The sequence below is a fragment of the Stenotrophomonas maltophilia group sp. msm1 genome (assembly GCF_032025805.1).
Taxonomy (GTDB): domain Bacteria; phylum Pseudomonadota; class Gammaproteobacteria; order Xanthomonadales; family Xanthomonadaceae; genus Stenotrophomonas; species Stenotrophomonas hibiscicola.
Genome location: NZ_JAVSKH010000001.1, coordinates 1122427 through 1145890 on the forward strand (window position 1 = coordinate 1122427; position 23464 = coordinate 1145890).

The following is a 23464-nucleotide window of genomic DNA, read 5'->3' on the forward strand; positions in this document are numbered from 1 at the left end:
CACCCATTAGAACAATTACCCGGGGATGATCCGCTGTTGGTAGGTGCCGACCGTGCTCATGTGCCATCCAAGGTTGGCACCTACCAGGGCAATGGCGGTCAGCTGGCCGCGCGCAGCGGCGCCATCTTCCACAACAACGCGCGGAACGGGGCCAGCAGGCAGACGCCGATCGCCAGCTTCACTGCCAGGTCGCCGGCGGCCCAGCTCACCCACGGCAGCGCGGAGCCGGCAAACGCGATCGACCAGAAAATGGTGGTATCCACCGTCGCGCTGCAGGTGGTGGCCACCATCGGTGCGCGCCACCAGCTGCCACGGCGCAGGCGGTCGAACACGGTGATGTCCAGCAGCTGGGCCACGATGAACGCCGAGCAGGAGGCAATGGCGATGCGCGGGGTGGCCACCCAGATCGACAACAACACCGCCACCGCGAAGCCGATCCACGCCACGCGGCGCGCCGGGCCCGGACCGAAGCGGCGGTTGATCAGGTTGCTGACCAGGAACGCGACCGGATAACTGAAGGCACCCCAGGTCAGCCAGTCGTTGATCGGGTACTGCACCAGCACGTTGGACAGCAGCACCACCGCGCCCATCGCCAGTACCGCCAGCACCAGGGCGCGCGGGGTCAGCGGGGCAAACAGAGGGGCAGGACGCACGGACATGGCGAGCCAGGGGGAGAAAGGGGATCACCCATTATCCGCCCGGGCCGTGGCAAAACCAAAAACGGTCGTTCAGCTTTACAGCGCTTCACTCATCACGTCACCGGCGGCGTAGGCGGTGGGGACGTAAGCCAGGGCCTGGCCCTGCGCGCTCTTCACGGTCCAGCCGGCACCGGCCTCGGTGGGCTCGAAATGCACCCGCTGGCCGACCACGAAGGCCGCCGTCTGGTCTTCATGTACGCGCGCCGGCCAGCGCAGGGTGGCGGTCTGATCGGCCTTGCCGGGCACCTGCAGCTGCACCTGGCGCTCGCCCGCCGCCGTGGTCTCCACCTTTTTCACTTCCATCGGCGGCAGCGGCACCGCCTTGGTGCGGGCCACCCTGCCATTGCGTTCGCTGGCCTTGAACGGCGCCTTGGACAGTTCGGACAGGCCCGCCGATGCAGCGAGCGGCACCGAGACCACGATCAGTGAGGTGATCAGCACGCTGGCCTCGCTGCTGTTCAACTGCGGCGCGGCGCCGGCATGGACGGTGGGCACCAGCAGCGCGGAGAGCAGCAATGCAGAAGCGGGAACGCGCAGGCAACGGAACATGGAGACCTCCTGGTCAGGGGGGAGACGGCGGCTCAGCGCCGGGTATCGAAGATATCGCGCGGGCCGGTGGCCTCGGGCAGGTACTCCAGCGGGCGGCCCTGGTTGTCCTTCAGCTGCCAGCCCTGGTCGTTGCCGGTTGGCTCGAAATTCACGGTCTGGCCCACGGTGAACTGCACGGCCGGGTCGCCGACGCCGCGCGGATACTGCATCGATGCGGTGTTCTGCGGATCGTTGGCATCACGCAGCAGCACTTCGCGGCGGCCATCCACGGTAGTGGAGATGGCACTCACCTCCATCTGCGGCAGCTTGATCTGCTGCGGGCGGGCCAGCGGCTGGCCGGCGTCGGCGGCATCCTGCGCTTCCTTGGCCGCTGCAGCGCGGGCCGAGGCTACCATCTGCGTGGACATTTCCAGGCTTGGTCCCTGCGGACCCGGGTCGTGGATGATCACGATGCGGCGTTCGGCGTGGGCGGCCGTGGACCAGGCCAGGCCGGTGACGATCACCATCGACAACACAGAGGTAAGCAGCGGACGCATGTCGTTCTCCTTGCGGATTCAGGGCGTGGAGGCAGTGGCACCGGCCACCGGCACATGGGGGATCACCAGTTCCTGCTGCAGCTGGCTGCGCTGGTGCAGGAAGTCGAACACCGATTCCACCGTCACCACCGAATAGTTGCCGGAGATGCGTTCGCCGGCTGGATGGTCGGTGGTGGTGGCGTTGGCTACGAACAGGCGCGCACCTACGCGCTTGCCAAGGCCGATGTGCAGCAGGCTGGGCTGGTACTTGCGCTGGCGCAGCCACTGCTGTGCCTGTTCGCGCTTGACGATGGCCGGCGCGCCTTCGGCCTGCGCCATCGCCGCTGCCAGCACCTCCAGCACCCACTGGTTGGAGTTCTGGTAGTCGGTGGCGAACGGGTAGGCGACCACGTTGTACTTCGCTTCGTGCAGCGCCTTGGGCTGGATCGAGGGGGGCACCAGCATCGCGCGCAGCGCTGCACGCAACGGTGCCGACGGCACGCCGATGCGCAGGTCGGTATGGCCGCCGCTCTCGCCGACGAAGTTGCCCAGCCCTTCGTGGTACAGCTGCGAGCGGTCGGTCTTGCAGCGGTTGAGCAGGTGCATCGCGCGCCAGCGGCCGTCGTCCTCGCGCAGCAGGAAGGCCAGGTGGCTGTGGCGCAGGCCGTAGCGGCTCAGGTCCTGGCCACCGCGCGCGGCCACCACCACGTCCACATCGGGCAGCGCGTCCAGGCGTTCGGCGGTGGTCCAGGCCACGTCCAGCATCGCCGCCTGCGAGGCCACGCTCGGGTAGCGCTCGCGGCAGGCGGTGCTGTCGGCCCAGGCCGGTGCGGTCGCCAGCAGGCTGGCGATCAGCAGCGCGGCACGGGGCAGGCGGGCAAAACGATCCATGTCGGTACCTTCAGCGGCGGGCAGGCCCGCGCGCCGATCATACGCTGCTCAGCGCAGCGGGCGATCCACGCCCTTGCGCTGGAGTTCCCTGTCGCAGGCATCGCTGATCGGGGCGATCGGCAGCGGCGGGCGCTCGCCCGTCTTCGGATCGCGCAGCGCCGGCTGCTCGCGGTACGCGTCCAGCTGCTGCTGGCACTGATAGGAGATCGGGTCCAGCTCGGTGGGCGCGGTCGAACACGCGGCGAGCAGGGCCAAGGGCAGCAGGAGCAGGGTACGCATGTAGATGTTCAGTCCAACGGGGGGCCTTGGACTGTAACCGTGGTGCCGGGTCGAAATGTTCAGAAAACGCTGCGCACCCGGGTAGTGCCGGCCGCTGGCCGGCAACGTCAGGTGTTCGGTAATGCGCACAGCGTTGCCGGCCAGGGCCGGCACTACCCCAATGCCAGGCGCTGCTTTACTTCCGCCGCCACGCGCGCGGTTTCGCGCAGTGGCTCGATGCGGTCGTACTGCCAGTCCAGCCAGTGCGGCTGCAAGCGCCCGCGCTCGCGCAGCTGCTGCTGGAAGCGGGCCAGCCGGCCCTGCGCGGTCTCGGCCAGCGCCACCATCACCGGCATGCGCGTGGCGCAGGCTTCAGAGAGCAGGTTCACCGAATCGGGCGAGACCACCACGCGGTTGGCCCAGCCGAGCAGGCCGCCATAGGGATTGGTACCGTCGCCACCATCGCCCCAGATCACGTGCGGTAGGTTGGCGAACTTCGCGCGCAGGATCTCGGCCAGGGCCGGCGGCGTGCGTCGCGAGGTGGTTGCCAGCAGGCTGCCGCCTTCATTGCGGATCTGCTCGGCCAGCGCCTGGAATACGCCGACCATCGCGTTCTCGTCCCACGGTGCCAGCGGCGTCGGCCCGCCCACCAGCAGCGCCGTGCGCGGGCCAGGCAGGGTACTGAAGCCGGCGAACGCGGCGCGGCCCCAGGCCAGCCAGTCGTCGTCCACCGGGTTGAGGCTGCCGAGCAGGGTGAGCACGTTGCTGCCACGCAGGGCATCGTGTTCGGGCACCACCACCACGTCCCAATGGCGGGCGCTGATGCGCGGGTCGAGGATCTGCACCACCTGGCTGCCGCGTGCGCGCAGCACGCGCAGCGCGCCTGCGGCCTGGCGCCCGCAGCCGATGGCCAGCGCCGGCGCCTCGTTGGCCAGTGACGCAAAGGCCTCGCCGTAGCCGTTGACATCGCCGGGCAGGCGCCGCGGCGACAGCCAGCGCCAGGGCGCGCGCGGTTGCAGGAGCAGCGGTCGGTGGGTGCCCTGGCGCAGTGCCGAGGCCAGCGCGACCGCTTGGCGGACATTGCCCGCACGGCCGTCGGTGACCGTCCATGGCGCGCTCGATCGTTTCACCATTGGCATTAATTCGTTTCAGCCCTGCTGGGTGTTGCAACAGTCGCGACACTCTACACTGCGGCTCGTCGTTTCGCCCCGCGCCGCCCGCGGGCACTGACTTCCTTTCGCCGCCCTGGAGATCCACCGATGTCCCACGCGCTCGACGCCGCCGCCCTTGACCAGCTGTTCCGTACGGCCCGCACCCAGAACGCCTTCCTCGACAAGCCGGTCCCCGAGAGCCTGCTGAAGGAACTGTACGACCTGGTGAAGTGGGGCCCCACCGCGGCCAACACCACGCCGGCGCGCTTCGTCTTCGTCACCTCGAAGGAGGCCAAGGACAAGCTGGCCCCGGCGCTGTCCGAAGGCAACCTGGCCAAGACCATGGCTGCGCCGGTCACCGTCATCATCGGTTTCGACCTGGACTTCCACGAGAAGCTGCCGTACCTGTTCCCGCACACCGATGCCAAGGCCTGGTTCGATGGCCCGCAGGAAGGCCGCCACGAAGCCGCCATCCGCAACGGCAGCCTGCAGGGCGCCTACCTGATCCTGGCTGCGCGCGCGCTGGGCCTGGATGCCGGCCCGATGTCCGGCTTCGACCCGGCCAAGGTCGACGAAGCCTTCTTCGCCGGCACCTCCATCAAGTCGAATTTCCTGGTCAACCTGGGTTACGGTGATCCGGCGGGCCTGTTCCCGCGCCTGCCGCGCCTGTCGTTCGACGAAGCGGCGCGCATCGCGTAAGTCGCTGTATCGGTTTCGGGCCCGCTGTTCCGCGGCGGGCCATTGCTGCACCGTGTACCCACCCTACGATCCGGAGAGTTCCTCAGATGAGCGCCACCCGTAAACTGCTGCTGCCGCTGGCCCTGACCCTGGCCATCGCCGCCTGCTCCAAGCCGGCCGACACCGCTGCCCCGGCTGCCGATGCCGCCGCCCCGGCCACCACCGAGCAGGCCGCCACCCCGGCCGCCGATGCCGCCGCTGCCGCGCCGGCCGCCGAAGCGATCAAGATCGCCTCGGGCACCTACAAGCTGGACCCGAGCCACACCGACGTGCTGGCGCAGTGGAGCCACTTCGGCTTCTCCAACCCGAGCGCGCACTTCGGCAACGTCGAAGGCACCCTGGTGTACAACGCCGAAGACGTGACCAAGTCCACCGTGGAAGTGAAGCTGCCGCTGAGCGGCCTGAACAGCTTCACCGCCAAGTTCGACGAGCACCTGAAGAGCGCCGACTTCTTCGACGCCGCCAAGTTCGCCGATGCCACCTTCAAGAGCACCAAGGTGGAAGCGGCCGGCACCAACAAGCTGACCGTCACCGGCGACCTGACCATCAAGGGCATCACCAAGCCGGTCACCCTGGACGTCACCGTCAACGGCGGCGGCGAGCACCCGATGGCCAAGGTTCCGGCGGCTGGCTTCGATGCCACCACCACCCTGAAGCGCAGCGATTTCGGCGTCGGCGCGTATGCCCCGAACGTCAGCGATGAAGTGAAGATCCGCATCACCACCGAAGCCACCGGCGAAAAGCCGGCGGCCTGATGCACCCCACTCACTCGTCGTGAGAAGGCAGAAGGCCCGCTGAAAAGCGGGCCTTCTTTTTGGGCTCTGCATGCGAGGTGCCCGATGCCGATGGGGTTGCCGGCCAGTGGCCGGCACTACCCGGTAGGTGCCAACCGGCATCTGGTGGGTGCGGACCGTTGGTCCGCACGATCCCTCAGCGCAACGCGCCCAACCATGCCACGCACGCTTCGCTCGGGCTCTGCTTGGCCTTCACCGCCAGCCCGCTCACCCGCACGAACGTCTGCGCGGCCTGCGCCACCACCTGGCGGGCGATCAACGCCGCCTGCTTGGTGGCAGCCTGCTGCTTGCGTAGCTGCACGATGTTGATCGAAGGCCGACCCACCGGCGCGTACTTCTGGTCGCGGCGCAGCACGTCGGCCACCTGCGCCACTTCGAATTCGGCCTGCAGGTAGCGGTGCTGTGCCTCCACCAGGTCGCGCAGCGGCGCGCGCAGTGCAGCGGTATCGGCGAAGGCGGCCAGGGCCGCGTCGCAGGCGGCGTCATCGGTGAAGCGGGTACGCAGCGCATCCACGCTGGCCAGGGTCAGTTTGGCCATGTGGGCCTCGTTGCTGCAGGAAAGGAGCGCGATTGTCGCATTGCTTGGCGGCTGATGCGTTGAACCGGGCGGCGGAATACCTGTAGAGCCGAGCCCACGCTCGGCTCAACGCGCGCAGCGCGAGGGTTCGCCGATCGCGGAACGAAGAGCAGCCGAGCATGGGCTCGGCTCTACACAGTCAAAGGCGTGCGGACCAACGGGCCGCACCCACCAGGGAATGTGCATGGCCGCCGATGACCCCTGTAGAGCCGAGCCCACGCTCGGCTTATCGCGCGCAGCGCGAGGGTTCGCCGATCGCGGAACGAAGAGCAGCCGAGCATGGGCTCGGCTCTACACAAAAAGCGTGCGGACCAACGGTCCGCACCCACCAGGGAATGTGCATGGCCGCCGATGACCCCTGTAGAGCCGAGCCCACGCTCGGCTCATCGCGCGTAACGCGAGGGTGGAGCGAAAAGCAGCCGAGCATGGGCTCGGCTCTACATGGTCAAAGGTGTGCGGACCAACGGTCCGCACCCACCAAGCAGGGTCCGCACCCACCGGCTGCCCGGTCAATCGCCGTCGGTTTCGTCCGGGTGCGCCTTCCAGTAGCCGGTGGAACGAATCCAGTCGCGCGGCACGCCCAGGTGGCCTTCGATGAACTTGCGCATCATCCGCGCGCGGCGCGATTCGGTGGCGATCCAGTAGAAGACATCGCCGTCCGGGGCCTCGAAGTCGGTCAGCATGTCTTCCAGCAGCGTACTGCTGGCCGCCGGGAAGCCGTTGCGCTCCAGCCAGTGGATGCGCACGTTCTCGTACTGCGGCAGGTCCTGGCGCTCGTCCTCGTCGCGCACTTCAATGAAGGCCTGCACCTCGGCACCGTCCGGCAGCACGTCCAGCCAGCGGGCGATGGCCGGCAGCGCGGTCTCATCGCCGATCAGCACGTAGGCGTCGTAGCTGTCGGCCACCACGAACGAGCCGCGCGGACCGCCGATCACCAGCGTGTCGCCGGGCTGTGCGCGCTCGGCCCACGGCCCGGCCACGCCCTGGTCGTGCAGCACGAAGTCGATGGCCAGCTCGCCGGTCTCGTGGTCCCACCACCGCGGGGTGTAGTCGCGCGACGGCGAAGGCTCCTTGCCGGCCGGGTAACTGCGGCCTTCAGCGGTCAGCACCGGCAGCACCATCTCGCCCGCAGCGTTGGGGAAGAACAGCTTGATGTGGTCGTCGGCGCCGGGCGAATCGAAGCCGGCCAGGTCGTCGCCACCCAGCACGATGCGGCGCATGTGCGGGGTGACCTCTTCGGTGCGCAGCACGGTCAGTTCACGGAAGCGCACATCCAGGCGCAGGCGCGTGTTGTTGTGTTCGGTCATGGGGGTTACCTGTAAAGGTGTCGCGCGGGGGCGCGCGGCATGGGGGAGACCTGGCTGGATTCAGTCTGGCTGGGTCGTTGAAAACGGTGGGCTCTCGCTGCCGGTGGCACCGTTGAGCAGGGCCGAGGCCCGCGTCAGCAGCGCCGCCACTTCGTCCGCCTCGCCCTCGGCCCAGCGGCCGTGGTGATGCACCAGCGCCCGCTTGAACTCGCGCAGGGCAGTGGCCAGCGGCGGCGGCAGCGAAGCCTTGGTGATCTCGCGGGCGCGGTCGAAGGCACGCCGCTGCGCCAGGCGTACCTGGGTGCGCTGCACCTTCAGCTCGAACTCGCCGGCAGCGGTGATGCGGAAGATCCGCTTGCCATCCACTTCCTCGGCCTCGATCCAGCCGGCCTGCTCGAAGCTGGCCAGCAGCGGGTACATGGTGCCGGCGCTGGGCGTGTAGGCCTGCATGAACTGGTTGCTGATCAGCTGCATCAGCTCGTAGCCATGGCGCGGCTGCTCGCCGATCAGGGCCAGCACCAGCAGGCGCAGGTCGCCGCGGCTGAGGACGCGCGGCTGGCCGTTGCGGCGCGGCACATCCGGATCGGTGGAACGGGCTCTGGCAGAAGCGGTACGGCTCATTTCGATATATCGGTAAACGAGTTTGCAAACGATATATCGATATGTCGAAAGCGACAACACTCGATCCGGCCACAAGCGGGTCTGTTTTGGGCCACGGCGGGCGGCGCGCGCAGAAACGGGGCGCCCTTTGCAGGGCGCCCCGGCAGCAACTGTGGAAGGGAGCGGGGCCTTGGGGCCAGCACTCGGTCTCTACCCTGCGGCCGCCAGCGGCGCACTTCCAGTGCCGGATGCGGCATGTTGCCGCTGGTTCAGTGCCCGGCGCCGGAAGCGGCCGCCCCCGACACCAAACCTGCCCCAGAAGCGTCATCGGCAGTAGTAACACTGCGTCCTGCGCATGGACGCAGCGGGCCTGATGCGACAGCGGGGCGCCGGCCGCAAGAGGCCGTAGCGGCCGGAAACAGGGGCCTGTCCTGCTGCTGGACAGGGCGGGACATGCCTTGCGGACACTGGCCGCATGCATCCATACGCCTGCGTAGCCAAGTGACGAAAGCCCTTGGTGCGCTACACTTTGCGGTCTAGAAATCTATACAACAGTCGCGCGCGTGCGTGCGGTTATGGGAGCGCTAATGAACTGGTTGAACGAGGTGCTGAACAACGACCCGAATCCTGTGGAAACCCAGGAGTGGATCGAGTCGTTGAAGGCCGTTATTGATGTCGAGGGCTCCGAGCGCGCGCATCAGCTGCTGGAAGGCATGGTGGAACTGACCCGTCGTTCGGGCGCCTACCTGCCGTTCTCTCCCACCACCGAATACGTCAATACCATCGAACCGCAGTTCGAGGCCAAGAGCCCGGGCAACGCCGAGCTGGAATGGCGCATCCGTTCGATCATCCGCTGGAACGCGATGGCCACGGTGGTGCGCGCCAACCGCAAGCCGGGTGACCTGGGCGGCCACATCGCCTCGTTCGCCTCCGGCGCCACCCTGTACGACGTGGGCTTCAACCACTTCTGGCGCGCCCCGAGCGAGAACCACCCGGGCGACCTGCTGTTCATCCAGGGCCACAGCGCCCCGGGCATCTACGCGCGTTCCTTCCTGGAAGGCCGCATCAGCGAAGAGCAGCTGGACAAGTTCCGCATGGAAGTGGACGGCGGTGGCCTGTCCTCGTACCCGCACCCGTGGCTGATGCCGGACTACTGGCAGACCCCGACCGTGTCGATGGGCCTGGGCCCGCTGGCCGCCATCTACCAGGCGCAGTTCATGCGCTACCTGGAAAACCGTGGCCTGATCGAGAAGTCCGACCGCAAGGTGTGGTGCTTCATCGGCGACGGCGAGAGCGACGAGCCGGAAACCCTGGGTGCCATCGCCCTGGCCGGCCGTGAAGGCCTGGACAACCTGATCTTCGTGGTGAACTGCAACCTGCAGCGCCTGGACGGCCCGGTGCGCGGCAACGGCAAGATCATCCAGGAACTGGAAGGCGTGTTCCGTGGCGGCGGCTGGAACGTGATCAAGCTGCTGTGGGGCGGTTACTGGGATGCCCTGCTGGCCAAGGACACCAACGGCGTCCTGAAGAAGCTGATGATGGAAACCGTCGACGGCGAATACCAGAACTGCAAGGCCTTCGGCGGCGCCTATACCCGCGAGCATTTCTTCGGCAAGTACCCGGAAACCGCTGCGATGGTCGCCGGCCTTTCCGACGACGACATCTGGCGCCTGAACCGTGGTGGCCACGACCCGCACAAGGTGTACGCCGCCTACCACCAGGCCGTGAACACCAAGGGCATGCCGACCGTCATCCTGGCCAAGACCGTGAAGGGTTACGGCATGGGCAGCGCCGGTGAGGCACTGAACCCGACCCACCAGACCAAGAAGCTGGACGACGAAGCGGTGCGCCACTTCCGCGACCGCTTCAACATTCCGGTGACCGACGCGCAGCTGGCCGACGGCCAGGTGCCGTTCTACCACCCGGGCCCGGATTCGCCGGAAGTGCAGTACCTGCAGGAACGCCGTGCCGCGCTGGGCGGTTACCTGCCGCAGCGCCGCCGCAAGGCCGACAAGACCTTCGTGGCACCGAAGCTGGAAGCCTACGAGCGCCTGCTGAAGAGCAGCGGCGAGCGCAGCTACTCCACCACCATGGCCTTCGTGCAGAGCCTGAACATCACCCTGCGCGACAAGGAACTGGGCCCGCACATCGTGCCGATCGTGGCCGACGAAGCCCGTACCTTCGGCATGGAAGGCCTGTTCCGCCAGATCGGCATCTACGCGCCGTTCGGCCAGAAGTACAAGCCGGTCGATGCGGACCAGCTGATGTTCTACCGCGAAGACCAGAGCGGCCAGGTGCTGCAGCAGGGCATCAGCGAGCCGGGTGCGATCAGCTCGTGGATGGCCGCCGGTACCAGCTATTCGGTCAGCAACGTGCCGATGCTGCCGTTCTACATCTACTACTCGATGTTCGGCTTCCAGCGCGTGGGCGACATCGCCTGGCAGGCCGCCGACATGCGTACCCGCGGCTTCCTGCTGGGTGGCACCGCCGGCCGCACCACGCTGAACGGTGAAGGCCTGCAGCACGAAGATGGCTTCAGCCATCTGGTGGCCGGTGGCATCCCGAACGTGCGCAGCTACGACCCGACCTTCGGCTTCGAAGTGACGGTGATCCTGCAGCACGGCACCAAGCGCATGATGGAAGACCAGGTGGACGAGTACTACTACGTCACCCTGATGAACGAGAACTACACCCACCCGGAAATGCCGGAAGGCGCGGCCGAAGGCATCGTCAAGGGCATGTACCTGCTGACCGACGCCGGCAAGCCGAAGAAGGGCGAGCTGCGCGTGCAGCTGCTGGGTTCGGGCACCATCCTGCGCGAAGCCATTGCCGCCGCCGAGCTGCTGGACAAGGACTTCGGCGTGACCGCCGACATCTGGAGCTGCCCGAGCTTCAACGAACTGCGTCGCGATGGTTTCGACGTGGAACGTGCCAACCGCCTGCATCCGGAAGGCGAGCAGCGCAAGGCCTACGTGACCGAGCTGCTGGAAGGCCGCCAGGGCCCGGCGATTGCCGCCACCGACTACGTGCGTGCGTATGCGGACCAGATCCGTGCGTTCGTGCCGATGTCGTACACCGTGCTGGGTACGGATGGCTTTGGCCGTTCGGATACGCGTGCAAACCTGCGCCGGTTCTTTGAGGTTGACCGGTACTACATCGCGCATGCCGCGATCGCGGCGCTGGCGAAGGACGGGAAGATGACCGCGAAGGATGTGGCCCGGGCGATCAAGCAGTACAAGATTGATCCGGAGAAGGCTAATCCTGTTGGGGTTTGATTGCGCGTAGTCGATCAGATGCTCAAAGGCGAGGATGACTGAGTTGTCCTCGCCTTTTGCAGTTTTGGAAGGCTGAAATTTAGACGGTTGATCAGGAGTAAACTCGATGGATGACTATGAGTCTGCGGCCGTCAGACACTTCAAGGATGCTGAAGCGCTTCGCCTGGCCGGTAGAAAGGACAACGCAGGGCATTTGATAGGCTTCTCTGCAGAGTGTGCTATTAACCACAAAATAAAAACTCTTCGAACCGACGCGTCCGCTCCTCACGGGCACTTTCCGGAGTTGCTAATGATTGCGAGGAAACATCTGCAGGGGCGTTCGCTCAGTGCCTCCATGCACTCACTTTTAAAAAATGATGTCCTTGTAGGGTGGAGCGTAAATCGCCGATATTATGTAACCGGATCAACCTCCGACGCTGAGTTGCAGGATTGGTTTGTAATTGCATCTCGGTTAATGGCAACGGCGGGAATTAAGCGATGATCAAAAAAAGTACGGTTACGTTTGACACTGCGCTGCCGCAATTTGCGCAGGTGCTGTTTAATGGCATGGGATTGGATTTTATCGAATCGGGAGTTTTTCTTAGAGATGTTTCCGGGAAGCTGACGTTCATAATTTCAGAAGAGGCATGGAGTGAGTCAGTTGATGTCGCATCTGAAGAGGTTGCGCGCCTGATTCCGAACTATGTTGATGGCCCGAAATACGCAATATCCACCCCTGACCGCTTGTTTGACGAGGCGTTGAGGGCGAGGGATGGCGCAACACAGGTTGAACTGGACTTTGGTGCCCCTGGGGATCGCAACAAGGTCTGGCTCATCGAGCGTCGCGCGGCAGGACAGGACTGGCTAAAGAAGCCTGTTAACAAGGCTGGAAGTGTCCCTATCATTGTCTTTGCTAGTATCAAGGGCGGGGTTGGCAGAACGACAGCGCTCTGTGTGCTCGCGTCACATTTGGCCTCCACGGGACGTCGCGTGCTTGCGCTCGATATGGACTTTGAAGCGCCTGGTCTAGGGACCATGTTGTTGACGCCGGACACGACACCCAAGTATGGATTGCTTGACTACATCGTTGAAACAGCAATTGGGCAGGTCGATACCAGCTTTGTTGTCGACACCGTAGGGCCGTCTTGGCTTGCAGCAGGCCGAGGGCGGATTGATGTTGTGCCAGTTGTAGGTACGGCGTCAATGACGAGTCCGGAAAATGTGCTTTCCAAAATTGCGCGTGCGTACTTGGCATCGAGTGAGCAGCTTGGGAGTGGTCTCTCAGAGACTATTTCGAATTTCATTGAAGTCCACTCGTTGGACTCGAGATACGACGTTATCCTGGTAGACGCACGAGCTGGTCTGCATGAAACTACTGCATCAGCAATTTTGGGGTTGGGTGGTGAAATATTTGTCTTCGGAGTAAATCAGCCACAAACGTTGCTCGGCTATGACTTTCTTTTCTCCCACGTCGCTGCACGAACACCGAAAGATGATGAGTTCTGGGGGCGCGTCAATTTTGTAGAGGCGAAGTCTGCTGGCGCAGAAGTGAATGTGACGTTTAAAAATGCTGTGGAACTTCTTTTGAAACAAAGGCTATTTGGTTTAAAGGATTCTTCCTCGGGGGAGGATCTGGAAGCAATGGGCGAAGGGTTTGAAGTTGATTGGGCGGACGAGCAAGATGCTGTTTCCAATGTGGCAGATGAAGAGGCGAGCGACTTTGTCGATGGTCTCTCATTTGTTAGCATTCCAGAGTCCGAGCTCTACCGCTCCTTTGATCCGCTGCTCAATCCAGACCTGCTGCAGCTCTCTACACACATGCAGCTCTACGGTCCTTTTGTAGGTGAGGTTGAGAGGGTGCTTGAAAACTATGGTCCAAGGGAGATTTGAATGTATCGTGAGCTGAAAATGGCATTGGCACGCATGCCCTCTGATCATGATGCTGCTGGTGATTACAGACCGTCTGTGGAGGAGGTTTTTTCACCTGATCAGCACGCTAATGCGCTGGATCCCAATTCTCCCGTAGTAGTGGGCGCTCGTGGCACCGGTAAGAGTTTTTGGGCGGGCGTTCTTGAGCAAGAGTCGACTCGAAGTTTTGCCGCAGCTGTCTATCCACACATCGGACTGGAAAGGCTGGAGGTTAAGGCGGGCTATACAGGATTCACTGGTAAGAACGCCATTACCGCAAAAGTTTTGGACGCTAGGGTTCCGGTGGGCGCGGAGCTTACCATCGGATACTTGCTTTGGAATGTCGTTGTTATTCGTGCTGCCCGATCTTTCCTTGATCCAGATGCGGACTTGCCCACCATCAAAAAAATGATGGGTGACTTTGAAGATCCAGAGGATCTAGAGCACGAGCTTGCGGTACTTGATAGGAAAATTTCTGCCTCAGGCAAGGTGCTTCTCGTAACTTTTGATGCTCTTGACACCTGGTCGACTGATTGGAAAAGATCGGTAGCATTGACGGACGCCTTGTTTCGAGTGGTCTGGTCGCTGCGTGTATGCAAAGCGATAAAGACCAAAGTATTCATTCGTCCTGAACAGTTGAACGATGAGATGCTGGAATTTGTGGAGATGCCCAAGCTTAGGAGTGGGCGTGTCCAACTTGAATGGAGCATCACGGACTTGTACGGTCTCCTCTATTGGAGAATGTCTGAGTTCTCCGGAGAGGCGAAGAGGCAGTTCTCTGAGCTCATAGGTGGGACGGTCCCCAGACCGGTCGCCGACCGAATCAAGAAGAGGCGTACTTGGCGGCTGCTTTTTGACAAAGACCTTCAGGAGAGGATCATGGAGGCAATGGCCGGAAAATACATGGGAAACGGCCATAAGAAGGGCAAAGTGTATGACTGGCCTTACAAGCATCTGGCCGATGCAAGAGGTGAGGTAACTCCAAGAAGTTTCATAAAGCTCTTCGCCGAAGCGGCGAAGGTCTCCGACTTGGATTCAACCTTGGTAATTCAACCCGAGGGTATGCGGCATGGTCTTCGTGAAGCCTCAAAAGTTCGTGTGGATCAGCTAGTAGTTGAGTATCGCTGGGTTAAAAGGGCACTGGCGCCGCTTGCGGGCTTGAGAGTGCCCTGCGAGACATCTCTGATCTACGAGCGTTGGGAAAAATCAAACACAGTGGACGTAATTATGCGCGCATCAAGGGATCCGGCGGCTGGTTTTATGCCTCCTTTCCCGCCTCGTTTGCCTAGAGGGACGGATAAGAATGGCCGTCTTCTTCATGCAATGGAGAGAATTGGCGTCGTCTCATTCAGGTCTGATAATAGGCTTGATATGCCAGACCTCTTTCGGGTTGCCGCTAACATGCTTAAAAAGGGCGGCGTTACTCCAAGAATATGATTTGCCCTGACTGTATCAGTGCCTTGTTTCCTCTGGGCCGAGGTTAACCTCGGCTCGGTAGTCCTAAGCTGGGATCTGTTCGTACTGGTTGGTTTGCCTGCTGCACATATCGCCAGGAACTCGCTCGAAATGTGTCTCGCAGGACCAACTCGTTGAGCGGAGTCCGGCTACTGGATTGACTCTGGCGGCTAGAGTTATCAAGTCCAGTCTCAATTTCTGGTTCGCGAGTAATTTGTTCTATTGAAGTTGGCCAATTATGCTGCTATCAATTGTTCTGTCAGGATGAGGCAAGGACAAGGGTAGGCATGGCAGCTTGGCAGTTCAGAATGCTCAATCCGAATGAAAATTCGGGTTCAAGCATTTCCGATGATAATTTTTCGATTGAAGAGCGTACGAACATTGAGATTCTCGTTCGTGAGACGCTTCAGAATCCACTAGACGCTCGATCGTCCGTAGAGGACCAAGTTAAGGTCAGCTACCGCATTGTTGAAATAGACCTTGCAGGCAGCAAGCTCGCGAGTGCCCTGTTTTCTGGTTTTTGGTTGGAGCATGCAAAGGCTGGGCAGCTTCTGCAGGGGCCATTGCCAAGCAAAGCACGCTTTCTTCTGATTGAAGACTTTGGAACGACAGGCCTCGAAGGAGCCTACACAGATTCATCAGTGGATGGTTCAAGCGAGAACTGGAACGCATTCTGGTTCAGAGAAGGCGAAGGTGCGAAGCATGCTCGCGCCAATGGTGGTGCGGGACAAGGCAAGATCACGCTCTACTTGGCAAGCGAGGTGCGAACCGTGATCGCGCTGACCAAGCGGAAGTCAGATGGGAAGGAACTCTTGTTTGGTTGCAGTCGATTCCTGCGTAACTACCGCTTGGAAGGCAAGACAGAGCGTTGGGCAAAGGAGGCCCGATGGGGAAGCGAGGTGGATCCTGACAAGCAAGGCACTCCGATCGTCGATAGATCGCTGATCGAGGCATTCAAGCAGGAGCTCGGACTTTCCCGCGGGGACGAGGCTGGAACGAGTTTTATCGTTCCCTTGCCACAGGAGAACCTCACAGAGGAGGGAATTCGTACCGCCGTCGTTAATGAGTTCTTCTTTGCCATCAGCCGCGGTCGACTTGAAGTCACTGTCGGTGACGCTGTTCTCAATGAGAGTTCAATAGCGGAGGCTTCAGCTGGACTTGCTGAAGCCAGTCGACAAAGCGCTTCGTTCAGAGAATTCCTCAGAATGGCGGCCGCAAAGAGCAAGCGGCCTGCCTTGGCAAGTGCCAAGCATGGATGGCACAACGGCAAGGCAATCGACGAGTCTTCATTTGAATCCGCGGATCTGACCAATCTTAAAAATTCCTTTGAGCTGGGGGATCCTATCGTTGTCGATCTTCCATTGTCGATCAAAACGAAGAAGGGATTGGTCCAATCGACGACGTTTCGAGTGTTCCTCCAGTCTGACGAAGAACTGGAGCGGAGTGAGGAACTTTTCATCAGGCAGGATCTTGCTATTGATGGGGAGAAGAAGTTGAAGTCAGTACGTGCAGCCCAGCCGGTACTGGCACTCACCTTCATCGATGACCAGAACCTATCCGAATTTCTCGTGTGTGCGGAGGAGCCGACACATCGAACCTGGAATGCCCAGCGTCCGAAGGTGAAGAACGCCTACATGACGCCTAACGTCTTCCTTGCTGCCGTTCGGAACGCAGCTGCGAAACTGGTGCAACTGGTTGCGCCCGTTGGGCAGCGAGATGAAACAGCACTGGCTGTCTACTTCGCGGATCCTGCTCAAGCTGTCAAAGTCAAAAAGGGGCCAAGTGGCGACGCTGGCAGTAAGGAAAGGCCGGGCGATATCGAGCTTGTTGATATTCCGGCTCCCCAGCCAAAGCCGGTCAGCTTCAAGCCAGGGAAGGACGGATTCACGGTCCGCGCGCATGCGCTGCCTGACTCAACCTTCGTGCCCTTGGAATGCCGCGTGGAAACCGGCTATGCCACGGTCCATGGCGACCCGTTCAGACTCTGGGATGCGGCAGACTTCTGGCTCGAAGACAAAAAAAGGTTCAGCATCGACGCCAGTGGCGTTACGGACTTGACCGTCGATGGCAACGAGCTCAGATTCCGGATGAACAAGGATGACGCGTCAATTGCCGTGCGCGGATTCGATGAGAACCGACAGCTCGAAGTGCGAGTGAAGTACAAGGAGGTTGCTGATGAAGCAGATATCGCGCAGAACTAATCCTACTGGCCTGAATGAGATTGATCGCCGCCACTTCTCGCTGCGGCTCAGCGACGACGGTAAGTCTGATCGGACCTTCTGGCTTGAGAGATTCGACTTCACAGCCGCCGGCATTGCGCCCGAAGTGCTGATCAATTGCGTCGCCACGTCAGGATCTTCCGAACAATACTTCGCGTTGGGGACGGTATCGAACTTCAGCAGGACCGCCCGACCCATCAACGAGCTGGTTCGCAACAAGCCGGTTCGCTTCAGATTTGTGTTTCACATGCCTGGTGAGAAGAGGTTGATCGGCTTTGCGGACGGCGTCAGGCCCATCGACGAGTCAGGCAATCTGGGTGGAAGTCTTGTTGACATTTTCCCAACGGATCTCAACGGACCAGTATGGGAGCTGGACCTGCCCCCGGCCAGTGCAGACGCCTCTGCCAAGCCATGCATTCTCGTGGAGCGCAGCATCTTTCCTGTTGCGCTGGCGGCGGTAAATCATCACTGGTTTGTCTCGCTGGTGATGCCGGAAGTCATGCGGAAGGTGGCAATGCGCATTGGAGAGCACTCCGGATCGCTTGACGATGACGATACTTGGACAGGGACATGGAAGGCCTACATCGATCAGCTCGATGTGGGGCCACCTCCGGAGGATGAGGACGACCTCGTCGAGGAGTGGGCTGCATCCGTTGTCCGCAGGTTTGCGTCTACTGGACACCTTCGCCTTCAGATCGATCGCCTGATCAGTGAAATGCATGGGGATATGACGGAATGATCCAGGTCAAAGCATTCAATGAGCAGGGTATCGAGCGATTCCGCGCCTGGCTGTCGGCACCTACTGGGCCTGCGCCTTCAGAGATTCTCACGAACGACGCGCTGTGTAGAGAGGCGTTTGGCGAGTGGTATGTCGACACCTCTCTGATGTTCGGTACGACGTACGAGATTGGCGTCTACTTGGTGAGTAGCGTATTTGGACCCGACGCCGATCGTTTTGCGATTAGAGCCGATAGAGGGATGTGGGCTTGGCTGTCTCTGGCGCTGCTTCCGAACTTGCTGAAGCGAGGCCGTGGGAACGATGGAAAGCCATTTGATGTTCCGCATTACATCGAGACTGACGCGCGTCGAGCCTATCGATTGATCGTTCGCACTGCATGGGAACTGGTCCATCTTCATGGAACGAGAGCCCGCGTTGCGCTGAGCTCCCCACGGACAGCTTGGGGGGATGTGGCCGAGCAGATCACGGCCCGGCAGGAGATCTACGCCCATCCTGGATTCTGGAAGGTGGCAGAGAGTATGTACTTGAAGTCCGACGGAACTCCGAAGGCTGGCGTCGCAACCATCAGAAAGAAGGAGCATCGAAAGGATCCGAAGAGCAGAGTCGGGTTAGGCGCAGCCAGGCGACTCATCAGCAGCTTCGGTCAATTCGAACGAACCTATCTGCTTCGTGAGATGAATGCCGAGGAGATCCTGGCCATCCTTCCTGCGGAGTACGCAGGATGGAGCGCTCCTTCTGGTGCTTGATGTATGAGCTGCCCCCGCACACTCTCGTGCGCGGGGTCATCCTGCAAGAAGCAACGTCGGCCGCTTTCGAGCCAGTTCTTCGTCAAAGAACTGCCGGAAGGAAATCACGTTCGTGTCGTGATAGTAGAGGGACTCGTTGGTCTTCATCTTCAACGACTCCGGCACGACCAGCGTGATCTCTGCCTTCTGCAGATCCGCAAGCGCTTCCTTCGAAACCCGGTCATCCACCGTAGCTAGGAAGATTGCGCAGTTGAAGCGTTCGTGGGTGATCTGCTTCCAGCGCTCGCGTAGAGTCGTCTTGGCCGAAAGAATTGCTGCGTCTTCATATCGCCTCTGCGTGTCCAAGGCGACCGTCGCCTGATCAGGAAGGACGAAGTCCGGGCGTCGCTGGCCAAGAATTGCCTGCGCCTCGAACCTCACTCCCCCTGCCCGCAACATGGCGGCCAGATGGGTCTCAAATGACTTTCCAGCACGGCTCTTCCGCTGTTGGCTTGCAGAGAGAAATATCGAGTTCAAGGACGAGAAACCGCGTACGGCCGCAGTCGCAGACCGGTCATGCTGGGCTAGAACTCTGGCGACTTCCACTGCCCTCATACGGAGCTCATGTCGGCGGTAGATTGAGAACTCGATGTCCCTGCTTACGCGCATGAGAGCGTCGCCAGGCTTTTTGATATCCCATGGGTTGAACGTCTTCGACCTCACAGATCTGAGGAAATCCAACCGCGCCTCATCCGCAAGCACAAGCGGATCAGGAAGCTTCGAATACTTCGCAACGAGCGTCTCGATGGTGCCAGTTCTGATCGCGGCATCGATCTCGCTGATCAGTTCCGCAGCTTCGTCCGACTCGATGGCCGAGGCGCGTTTGAACTTCGATGGATCGAAAAGATCGAAGTGGAAGTTCGCTTGGATGTCGAGACGACTCTCAAGCATTTCCGCTTCCGTAGAAGCTGAGTCAATCACCATGAACCAGTGATATGCATTCCCTTCGGGCTCTTCAAGCGTCCCGCCCAGCAGCCACGATGCGGGGTTGAGACCAGCAAAAAGCTCTGCGGGAATCCTTGTGAAATGGCACTCAGAGCCCTTGTTGCTGTAGTACTTGATACCAGAGTCGCTCCTGACCTCGCCGGTCTGGGGCCAGAATGATGGGCAGTCAGCTTCCAGGATATGCGGGATGTCTTCCCGGGCATGAAGCTCGGGAAAGAAGTCTGACTCGCGTACGGCGCGGGGCACATAGAAGCCGTACTGATGGCCGCCACCCTCATTTGCCCACGATGCATCATTGCGGGAGAGCTTTTTCAGAAACAGCTTGCCGCTGCGATTGACAAAGGACTCCATCAGCGACCACTGGTCTGAACTCTGCTCCAGAAAATCCATCTCCACGTTAGTTCTTCCTCAGTGTGCTGTTTGACGTAGGGTCTCGGCCAAGCGATCCAGAAATGAAGCCTGCTCAGTGGCGGTCTTGCCGCGCAGGGAGCACTCCCATACGGTCAGTACCCGCCAGCCCATGGCTTCAAGCTCAGAGGTAACGCGCTGGTCTCGCGTTCTGTTCTTGCCAATCTTATCTGCCCAGAACTCCGGTCGCGTCTTAGGCAACCTATAGAGCGGGCAGTCATGCCCATGCCAGAAGCACCCGTGGACGAACACCACCGCCCGATACTTCGGCAGCACGATGTCCGGCCTGCCAGGCAGCTTCGCGCCACCAAGCCGATACCTCAGTCCCCGCGCATGAAGGCCCTTGCGGACAAGGACCTCCAGCTTGGTGTTCGAACCACGGATCCGCGACATCTGCGCGGACCGCTGCTCCGGGGTAAGGCTGTCGACCAAGGTCAGGCCTTGGCCTTCTTCTTGGCCGGCTTTGCCGGCTCCGAATCAGCTTTCTGGAGCAGGTGAGGAACCATGATGCGGGCGACTTCAGCGATCACCGGCACAACCACTGAGTTTCCGAACTGCTTGTAGGCACGGGTATCGGAAACTGGAATGCGGAAGTTGTCATCAAAGCCCATCAGACGGGCGCACTCGCGCGGCGTCAGTCGGCGCGGATTCTTCTTCGGGCCTTGGGAAATGAGGATCTCCGAACCGTCCTTATAGTAGCGCGCAGAGAGCGTACGACAGGTACTTTCCGGGGTCACCAGACCAAAGCCGAAGCCATTGCCCTTGTCGCGGTGCTTGGCCGCATAGTTCTGCAGGTACTCCCAGAGCTTGTCCGACAGCGTGTACTTGTCCAGTACTTTGCCCTTCGCACCACCGATGTAGGGCTGATCCTCCCCCTCGCTGCCATCCTGCTTGTGCAGAACGGAGGCCATGCGGGGCGAGATGCCAAAGTCAGGCAGTTCGAGGTCATCGAAGGTGAATGCAGTTTCCTCGCGGAAACCCACGATGATGATGCGCTCGCGGTGTTGAGGGCCAAAGTGCTTGCCGTTGATGACCTTTGCCTGCACATGGTAGCCAAGCTCGTTCTGGAGCACGTCCATGATCGTTGAGAACGTGCGGCCCTTGTCGTGGCTCATCAGATTCTTCACGTTCTCCAGAAGGAAAGCGCGAGGACGCTTGGCGTCAATGATGCGCGCCACGTCGAAGAACAGCGTGCCTTGGGTCTTATCGGAGAACCCGTGGGGACGGCCGAGGGAGTTCTTCTTGGACACGCCCGCGATGGAGAATGGCTGGCAGGGGAACCCCGCCAGCAGCACGTCGTGATCCGGCACGTCGTTCTCATGGACCTTGGTGATGTCCGAGGCAAAGACGTGATCGGGACCGTCGTGGAAGTTGGCCTTGTAGGTCTTGATTGCGTACGGGTCCCACTCGCTGGTGAACACACAGCGGCCGCCCTGCTTCTCGAAGGCGGTACGGATGCCGCCGATGCCCGCAAACAGATCAATGAATCGGAACTGGCCCTCGCCCGAAGGCGGTTCGCCGAAGGGCAGCAGACGCTGGCGTATGGCATCTGCGATGTAAGGCTTGGGTTCGGTCTCGCGCAGCTGCCAGCGGCGGACCGTCTTCGGATCAACTCCCAGTGCCTGGGCGACCTCCTTGGGGCTGAAGCGCTGGAGGGAGAGGTCGATCAGTTCGTACGCGTTCATGGGTGCTCCGGGAATTCGGGGGACAGTATGTCCAATTTCTTCCCGTGGGGAAAGCGATCCGTCCAGCTGGCTGGGTCGTGGCAACTCAGTGACCCGTCCTGCTGGATCCGGTCACCAAGCCGCCGCGCGGGTGCGGGCGATCTCCGGCTCGTCGAGATCGGGCGAACCATAGCTGTTGCCGATCTCAAACGGTGCGACACCGCTGCGTGACGATTCATCCTGGAGCCGCCATCAGTGGTGCATCGACCGGCCGGGAAGTCGGTCCTGTAGGCAGTGGAGAGCGTGAGCTGGGGTTTTCACCGTACTGCACGGTGCTAAAGGTCCTGCTGTTGCGGCCGTAACCACCAATACGGCAACTTGGATGTTGTCCGTCAATTCACATTGAACTGAAGAAGGATGGACATGGCTGTTTTTTCATCGCTGGGCGAACTGGTCAAGCGCTTCAAGGCACTGGGTGCGAGGACAATCGTGTTCAAGCCGCTTGAGGAGAACGACAACAGGAAGCAGCAGATCTACGTCGGAGACTCTCTCGAAGCTGTCTATCATCTTCCTACGAAATGGAGGCACGAGAAGGGTACCGATGGAGACATTCAAAAATCGGATCTCAACCTGCGCTGGGTGGACACGACGAGAGAGGAGCGGGCTCCCGAAGCGAAGCTGATCTTCTATCCGCAGTATCCAGAAGTGAGACTTTCAGGGGTCCTGTCAGGCTGTCGCCTCGCGCCGCGGGAACACCTGCAGCCTGTGGCAAAGCCGGACCGGAAGGGGTACGACGAAAGGGTGCTGTTCCTCGGTATCAGCAGCGACGGCAGGGTAGTCGCTCACCTCGCTCCTGCCGGAAGTGCACTCTCGGCCGAAGCGCGTGGAATAGAGGACCAGGACTCACTGTTTACGCAGGTTATCTGAAGGCGCAGCCTTCGTGTCGCGCCTGCGAAGCTGTCGAGGTGTGCCGGTCCCGTACGTGTAGAAAGCCACCAGGGCGGTATCAGCCTGGTGGCAGACACTGCTGCGTCATCTTGGATGCCGGTGGCGATTTTTGCCTCTTCACCAATCGACACGCACTACGGTTACGGCACAACCCGCATGCTCCAATGCGAGAGCACCGGCACAACGCAGGGAACATCAATCTCCCTGCCCGCATACAGCACAATCACAAGCTGCTCCAAAGAGTTGTCCACCAGCATCACGGGTGCACCGTGACAGCTGACCTCGAAGTACCTTTCTCCCGCGTACCGCGCCTGCTGTACAAGGCCCTCGCGCACAAGTCGCACGGCATCCTCGCGCATGACAGCAAACTCAGCGTCGGACACCTTCCGAAACGTTCGCAGTTTCAAGCCAGCCTTGGGTATATGCCGGCTGGCGATCGGCGCAGCCACCGCTGCCAGCAGCACAGCGCCATAGATCACAGGCTTCATTTGATGCTGTGTAGATAGGGGATGGACTAGAAGACGAACGGTCAGCCGACAGCGCTTGGATGGCCAGGTCCAACTGGACTACTCCCGCACGTGCAACCGCTCAGCCACCTGCGCAGTCAACGCCACACACGCCATCTTCAATCCTTCCATCACCCGATCCCCCAGGTACTCCTCGGGCGCGCCGTTCTGCCGCGTCCGCTCCGCAGCCAGCATCAACTCCGCCACCACACGCAGCCCTGCCAACGCGCAATCCGCGTCTGCCAGTTGAAGACGCCGGCCAGGCAGTTGATGCCGCTCCGGCCAGGGCTGGCCATCCGCAGCCGCACCGGTTCCGATGCGGTGCAGCGTTGCGACGAAGGCGTTGGGATCGACGGACGGTTCGCGCTCGGGTTGGGCGTTGTCCGGATCGTACTGCGCGTGCAGGGAACGGAAGTCCGATGTGTTCATGGCAATGCTCCGTACAGGACAGACAGCAGCGCCACCGATAAAAGTGGCGGACGATGCGAGGCTCGAAAACCGGTCAACAACCAATCCGGCGGGTCCGAAGACCCCCACGCACCGCCCGCCATGGAC

The 23464-nt window shown here is 61.4% G+C and carries 24 protein-coding genes; 10 read left to right on the forward strand and 14 right to left on the reverse strand.

Annotated features, from left to right (window positions below; all coding sequences use genetic code 11):
* Positions 1-98: 98 nt before the first annotated feature.
* From ROV95_RS04955 to ROV95_RS04980, 6 genes are all read right to left on the reverse strand, one after another.
* Positions 99-659, reverse strand: coding sequence for a queuosine precursor transporter (locus ROV95_RS04955; protein WP_312543309.1), 561 nt, complete (start codon positions 657-659; stop codon positions 99-101).
* Between the two features lie 75 nt (positions 660-734).
* A complete protein-coding gene (locus ROV95_RS04960) occupies positions 735-1247 on the reverse strand; it encodes a hypothetical protein (RefSeq protein ID WP_312543310.1) in 513 nt (170 codons plus the stop codon).
* 32 nt (positions 1248-1279) lie between these two features.
* Positions 1280-1783 carry a hypothetical protein gene (locus ROV95_RS04965; protein WP_031269949.1) on the reverse strand — a complete coding sequence of 168 codons (504 nt, stop codon included), beginning with the start codon at positions 1781-1783 and terminating at the stop codon, positions 1280-1282.
* Positions 1784-1801: 18 nt separating this feature from the next.
* A complete protein-coding gene (locus ROV95_RS04970; protein WP_312543311.1) occupies positions 1802-2653 on the reverse strand; it encodes a DUF2145 domain-containing protein in 852 nt (283 codons plus the stop codon).
* Positions 2654-2701: 48 nt separating this feature from the next.
* Complete coding sequence (locus ROV95_RS04975; protein WP_005415044.1) at positions 2702-2932, reverse strand: hypothetical protein; 231 nt, start codon at positions 2930-2932, stop codon at positions 2702-2704.
* A 152-nt stretch (positions 2933-3084) separates the two neighbouring features.
* Positions 3085-4044: a mitochondrial fission ELM1 family protein gene (locus tag ROV95_RS04980; RefSeq protein WP_058980935.1), complete on the reverse strand. Its 960-nt coding sequence runs from the start codon at positions 4042-4044 to the stop codon at positions 3085-3087.
* 126 nt (positions 4045-4170) lie between these two features.
* On the opposite strand from ROV95_RS04980, the gene ROV95_RS04985 reads away from it, so the two are divergent.
* Both ROV95_RS04985 and ROV95_RS04990 read left to right on the forward strand, forming a co-directional pair.
* Positions 4171-4761 (forward strand): malonic semialdehyde reductase, encoded by a 591-nt coding sequence (locus ROV95_RS04985; protein ID WP_005415046.1) that lies wholly within the window; start codon positions 4171-4173, stop codon positions 4759-4761.
* Positions 4762-4847: 86 nt separating this feature from the next.
* The gene (locus ROV95_RS04990; protein ID WP_005415047.1) at positions 4848-5555 is read left to right on the forward strand and encodes a YceI family protein; all 708 of its coding nucleotides are present in this window, start codon (positions 4848-4850) and stop codon (positions 5553-5555) included.
* A 175-nt stretch (positions 5556-5730) separates the two neighbouring features.
* Here ROV95_RS04990 and ROV95_RS04995 read toward each other — a convergent pair whose 3' ends face one another.
* The 3 genes from ROV95_RS04995 to ROV95_RS05005 all read right to left on the reverse strand — a co-directional run bounded on the left by ROV95_RS04995 (position 5731) and on the right by ROV95_RS05005 (position 8099).
* Positions 5731-6132: a hypothetical protein gene (locus ROV95_RS04995; protein ID WP_312543315.1), complete on the reverse strand. Its 402-nt coding sequence runs from the start codon at positions 6130-6132 to the stop codon at positions 5731-5733.
* A 548-nt stretch (positions 6133-6680) separates the two neighbouring features.
* A complete protein-coding gene (locus ROV95_RS05000) occupies positions 6681-7478 on the reverse strand; it encodes a siderophore-interacting protein (protein ID WP_312543316.1) in 798 nt (265 codons plus the stop codon).
* A gap of 60 nt (positions 7479-7538) precedes the next feature.
* Positions 7539-8099: a PadR family transcriptional regulator gene (locus ROV95_RS05005; RefSeq protein ID WP_312543317.1), complete on the reverse strand. Its 561-nt coding sequence runs from the start codon at positions 8097-8099 to the stop codon at positions 7539-7541.
* A gap of 566 nt (positions 8100-8665) precedes the next feature.
* Here ROV95_RS05005 and aceE point away from each other — a divergent pair.
* The 7 genes from aceE (at position 8666) to ROV95_RS05040 (ending at position 18399) form a co-directional block, all read left to right on the forward strand.
* Positions 8666-11353 carry a pyruvate dehydrogenase (acetyl-transferring), homodimeric type gene (gene aceE, locus ROV95_RS05010; protein ID WP_099604734.1) on the forward strand — a complete coding sequence of 896 codons (2688 nt, stop codon included), beginning with the start codon at positions 8666-8668 and terminating at the stop codon, positions 11351-11353.
* A gap of 106 nt (positions 11354-11459) precedes the next feature.
* Complete coding sequence (locus ROV95_RS05015; RefSeq protein ID WP_312543318.1) at positions 11460-11834, forward strand: hypothetical protein; 375 nt, start codon at positions 11460-11462, stop codon at positions 11832-11834.
* The gene (locus ROV95_RS05020; RefSeq protein WP_164262221.1) at positions 11831-13222 is read left to right on the forward strand and encodes a ParA family protein; all 1392 of its coding nucleotides are present in this window, start codon (positions 11831-11833) and stop codon (positions 13220-13222) included. The genes ROV95_RS05015 and ROV95_RS05020 overlap by 4 nt, the downstream gene beginning before the upstream one ends.
* Complete coding sequence (locus ROV95_RS05025) at positions 13223-14677, forward strand: hypothetical protein (RefSeq protein ID WP_164262222.1); 1455 nt, start codon at positions 13223-13225, stop codon at positions 14675-14677.
* 305 nt (positions 14678-14982) lie between these two features.
* Positions 14983-16896 (forward strand): hypothetical protein, encoded by a 1914-nt coding sequence (locus ROV95_RS05030; RefSeq protein ID WP_312543320.1) that lies wholly within the window; start codon positions 14983-14985, stop codon positions 16894-16896.
* Positions 16871-17653, forward strand: a complete 783-nt coding sequence (locus tag ROV95_RS05035; RefSeq protein WP_312543322.1) for a hypothetical protein — start codon at positions 16871-16873, stop codon at positions 17651-17653. The genes ROV95_RS05030 and ROV95_RS05035 overlap by 26 nt, the downstream gene beginning before the upstream one ends.
* Entirely contained in the window at positions 17650-18399 is a 750-nt protein-coding gene (locus ROV95_RS05040) for a hypothetical protein (protein WP_206620636.1), read from the forward strand. The genes ROV95_RS05035 and ROV95_RS05040 overlap by 4 nt, the downstream gene beginning before the upstream one ends.
* A gap of 36 nt (positions 18400-18435) precedes the next feature.
* On the opposite strand, the gene ROV95_RS05045 is transcribed toward ROV95_RS05040, so the two are convergent.
* From ROV95_RS05045 to dcm, 3 genes are read right to left on the reverse strand one after another with little or no spacing between them, the layout of a single operon-like run.
* Positions 18436-19773 carry a type II restriction endonuclease gene (locus ROV95_RS05045; protein WP_262238550.1) on the reverse strand — a complete coding sequence of 446 codons (1338 nt, stop codon included), beginning with the start codon at positions 19771-19773 and terminating at the stop codon, positions 18436-18438.
* An 18-nt stretch (positions 19774-19791) separates the two neighbouring features.
* Positions 19792-20223: a very short patch repair endonuclease gene (locus ROV95_RS05050; protein WP_111188405.1), complete on the reverse strand. Its 432-nt coding sequence runs from the start codon at positions 20221-20223 to the stop codon at positions 19792-19794.
* Between the two features lie 2 nt (positions 20224-20225).
* The gene (gene dcm / locus ROV95_RS05055; RefSeq protein WP_312543327.1) at positions 20226-21476 is read right to left on the reverse strand and encodes a DNA (cytosine-5-)-methyltransferase; all 1251 of its coding nucleotides are present in this window, start codon (positions 21474-21476) and stop codon (positions 20226-20228) included.
* 402 nt (positions 21477-21878) lie between these two features.
* On the opposite strand from dcm, the gene ROV95_RS05060 reads away from it, so the two are divergent.
* Positions 21879-22382: a hypothetical protein gene (locus ROV95_RS05060; protein ID WP_312543329.1), complete on the forward strand. Its 504-nt coding sequence runs from the start codon at positions 21879-21881 to the stop codon at positions 22380-22382.
* A gap of 161 nt (positions 22383-22543) precedes the next feature.
* Here the strand turns inward: ROV95_RS05060 and ROV95_RS05065 are convergent, their stop codons facing one another.
* Positions 22544-22891 carry a hypothetical protein gene (locus ROV95_RS05065; RefSeq protein WP_312543331.1) on the reverse strand — a complete coding sequence of 116 codons (348 nt, stop codon included), beginning with the start codon at positions 22889-22891 and terminating at the stop codon, positions 22544-22546.
* Between the two features lie 78 nt (positions 22892-22969).
* A complete protein-coding gene (locus ROV95_RS05070; RefSeq protein WP_312543332.1) occupies positions 22970-23338 on the reverse strand; it encodes a hypothetical protein in 369 nt (122 codons plus the stop codon).
* Between the last annotated feature and the right edge of the window lie 126 nt (positions 23339-23464).

Excerpts from the sequence above, each read along its gene's own strand:
- ROV95_RS04955 (WP_312543309.1), bottom strand. The coding sequence starts at position 659 with ATGTCCGTGCGTCCTGCCCCTCTGTTTGCCCCGCTGACCCCGCGCGCC.
- ROV95_RS04960 (WP_312543310.1), bottom strand. The coding sequence starts at position 1,247 with ATGTTCCGTTGCCTGCGCGTTCCCGCTTCTGCATTGCTGCTCTCCGCG.
- ROV95_RS04965 (WP_031269949.1), bottom strand. The coding sequence starts at position 1,783 with ATGCGTCCGCTGCTTACCTCTGTGTTGTCGATGGTGATCGTCACCGGC.
- ROV95_RS04970 (WP_312543311.1), bottom strand. The coding sequence starts at position 2,653 with ATGGATCGTTTTGCCCGCCTGCCCCGTGCCGCGCTGCTGATCGCCAGC.
- ROV95_RS04975 (WP_005415044.1), bottom strand. The coding sequence starts at position 2,932 with ATGCGTACCCTGCTCCTGCTGCCCTTGGCCCTGCTCGCCGCGTGTTCG.
- ROV95_RS04980 (WP_058980935.1), bottom strand. The coding sequence starts at position 4,044 with ATGGTGAAACGATCGAGCGCGCCATGGACGGTCACCGACGGCCGTGCG.
- ROV95_RS04985 (WP_005415046.1), top strand. The coding sequence starts at position 4,171 with ATGTCCCACGCGCTCGACGCCGCCGCCCTTGACCAGCTGTTCCGTACG.
- ROV95_RS04990 (WP_005415047.1), top strand. The coding sequence starts at position 4,848 with ATGAGCGCCACCCGTAAACTGCTGCTGCCGCTGGCCCTGACCCTGGCC.
- ROV95_RS04995 (WP_312543315.1), bottom strand. The coding sequence starts at position 6,132 with ATGGCCAAACTGACCCTGGCCAGCGTGGATGCGCTGCGTACCCGCTTC.
- ROV95_RS05000 (WP_312543316.1), bottom strand. The coding sequence starts at position 7,478 with ATGACCGAACACAACAACACGCGCCTGCGCCTGGATGTGCGCTTCCGT.
- ROV95_RS05005 (WP_312543317.1), bottom strand. The coding sequence starts at position 8,099 with ATGAGCCGTACCGCTTCTGCCAGAGCCCGTTCCACCGATCCGGATGTG.
- aceE (WP_099604734.1), top strand. The coding sequence starts at position 8,666 with ATGAACTGGTTGAACGAGGTGCTGAACAACGACCCGAATCCTGTGGAA.
- ROV95_RS05015 (WP_312543318.1), top strand. The coding sequence starts at position 11,460 with ATGGATGACTATGAGTCTGCGGCCGTCAGACACTTCAAGGATGCTGAA.
- ROV95_RS05020 (WP_164262221.1), top strand. The coding sequence starts at position 11,831 with ATGATCAAAAAAAGTACGGTTACGTTTGACACTGCGCTGCCGCAATTT.
- ROV95_RS05025 (WP_164262222.1), top strand. The coding sequence starts at position 13,223 with ATGTATCGTGAGCTGAAAATGGCATTGGCACGCATGCCCTCTGATCAT.
- ROV95_RS05030 (WP_312543320.1), top strand. The coding sequence starts at position 14,983 with ATGGCAGCTTGGCAGTTCAGAATGCTCAATCCGAATGAAAATTCGGGT.
- ROV95_RS05035 (WP_312543322.1), top strand. The coding sequence starts at position 16,871 with ATGAAGCAGATATCGCGCAGAACTAATCCTACTGGCCTGAATGAGATT.
- ROV95_RS05040 (WP_206620636.1), top strand. The coding sequence starts at position 17,650 with ATGATCCAGGTCAAAGCATTCAATGAGCAGGGTATCGAGCGATTCCGC.
- ROV95_RS05045 (WP_262238550.1), bottom strand. The coding sequence starts at position 19,773 with ATGGATTTTCTGGAGCAGAGTTCAGACCAGTGGTCGCTGATGGAGTCC.
- dcm (WP_312543327.1), bottom strand. The coding sequence starts at position 21,476 with ATGAACGCGTACGAACTGATCGACCTCTCCCTCCAGCGCTTCAGCCCC.
- ROV95_RS05060 (WP_312543329.1), top strand. The coding sequence starts at position 21,879 with ATGGCTGTTTTTTCATCGCTGGGCGAACTGGTCAAGCGCTTCAAGGCA.
- ROV95_RS05065 (WP_312543331.1), bottom strand. The coding sequence starts at position 22,891 with ATGAAGCCTGTGATCTATGGCGCTGTGCTGCTGGCAGCGGTGGCTGCG.
- ROV95_RS05070 (WP_312543332.1), bottom strand. The coding sequence starts at position 23,338 with ATGAACACATCGGACTTCCGTTCCCTGCACGCGCAGTACGATCCGGAC.